The 991-nt window shown below is 67.3% G+C and carries 1 protein-coding gene; it reads left to right on the top strand.

The features are described 5' to 3' along the window. Nucleotides 1-763, top strand: a 763-nt coding sequence (locus CCN51_RS47630) for a DUF8175 domain-containg protein (RefSeq protein ID WP_086861016.1), incomplete at its 5' end; no start/stop codon positions are given. Nucleotides 764-991: the final 228 nt, after the last annotated feature.

Here is a 991-nt window from a genome sequence, read left to right as displayed (position 1 = left end):
ACCCCGCCGAGGCACCACCCGCCCCGGCAAACCCAGCCGCAACCTGGTCACCGTGGTGGGCGTCGTCGTACTCCTCATCGCGGCCATCGCCTTCGCCAACCGCGGCGGCGACAAGACCTCCTCTGACAGCGACACCAACCACGACCCCTCCGGCACCAGCGCGAAGAGCCAGACGACAGCCCCGACGGGGCAGCGACCGGTGGAGGGGAAGGACGCGGCTACGGGGATCGCGTCCGGGTTCGCGAAGACGGAGCAGGGGGCGCAGAGTGCGGCGGCGAATTACACAGTGGCGCTGGGGTCGGCTGACATGCTCAACCGGGACCGCCGCCATGGGATCGTGTCTCAGGCCTTCACCAGCGCGGCGGCAGGGCCGCTGCAGACCAAGCTCGACAAGGCCTACTCGACCGAAACTCTCCGGAAAATCGGCCTTGATGCCAACGGCAAGGCCGCAGACGGCATGACCTACATCTCTCGGACCGTGCCCGTCGGCACCAAGATCACAAAGTACGCCACTGGCACCGCGACCGTCGCAGTCTGGTGCACGGGCGTGTTCGGCACGGCAGGAGAAGGCTCGACGAACCCGGTCACCAACGACTGGATCACCATGACGCTCAAGCTGCGCTGGGCGGGCAACGACTGGAAGGTCGAGAGCTTCTCTCAACAAGACGGCCCAGCGCCCGTCAACAGTGACCGCACCGCGTCCACGGCCGATGAGATCGCCAAGGCAGTCGAGGAGTACGGAGGGTTTACCTATGCCCGTTAGCCCACACCGCCATGCTCTCACGGTCACCGGTGCCCTGGCGGTCATGCAGGCGGCAGCCGTGCTCCTGGCCACGCGTGCCGTCGCTGCTCCTGACCCGACACCGAGCCCATCTGGCAGCGCGAAAGACGACTGCGACCAACTCCTCGGTCAGGTCAGGGACCAATGTCAAAGCGGAGGCAGCGGAGGCTCGAGCGGCGGTCCGCCCGACCCCACCTCCCCCCTAGACCT

The sequence above is a fragment of the Streptomyces milbemycinicus genome (genome assembly GCF_002154605.1).
GTDB classification, from domain to species: Bacteria; Actinomycetota; Actinomycetes; order Streptomycetales; family Streptomycetaceae; genus Streptomyces; species Streptomyces milbemycinicus.
The sequence above is the reverse complement of the archived record's forward strand: the minus strand, read 5'-3'. Positions and strand labels throughout refer to the sequence as shown.